The 354-nt window shown below is 65.3% G+C and carries 1 protein-coding gene; it reads right to left on the bottom strand.

All coding sequences use genetic code 11. The annotated features are described in order from the left end of the window. On the bottom strand, positions 1 to 354 hold a 354-nt coding region (locus ACLJR2_RS23750; protein ID WP_219828043.1), incomplete at both ends, for a hypothetical protein.

The raw sequence follows: 354 nt of genomic DNA, 5'->3' as shown, positions 1-354 counted from the left end.
CTGGTCGCAGTGGTAAAGATGGATTTTCCTTTGGGGTGTGTACTCCGGCTCCAGTTGCCCCGCCATCTGCTCCGGCGTCAGCCCGCATCCCGCCAGCCATGCCCGGCTCTCCTCACTCACCGCGTTACGCCTCAGCTCCCCCTCCAGCCTGTCCAGCATCGCCGTCAGCGCCGCCGGAAGCTGTACCGCCTGGCCGTCCTCACTCCCTTCCTGCGACAGCTTCTCCGCCAGGCTGCGGTGCTGTGCCTTCGCCTGTTCAGCCGCATCTGTTTCGATGCGCACCAGCGGCGTAAAACTCCCCGGCGCATACACCGTCTGGATGCGGCTCTGTCCGGTCTGGATGGTCGTCAGCCT

The sequence above is a fragment of the Salmonella sp. SAL03688 genome (assembly GCF_046551895.1).
In the GTDB taxonomy this organism is placed as follows: Bacteria; Pseudomonadota; Gammaproteobacteria; order Enterobacterales; family Enterobacteriaceae; genus Salmonella; species Salmonella enterica.
The sequence above is the reverse complement of the archived record's forward strand: the minus strand, read 5'-3'. Positions and strand labels throughout refer to the sequence as shown.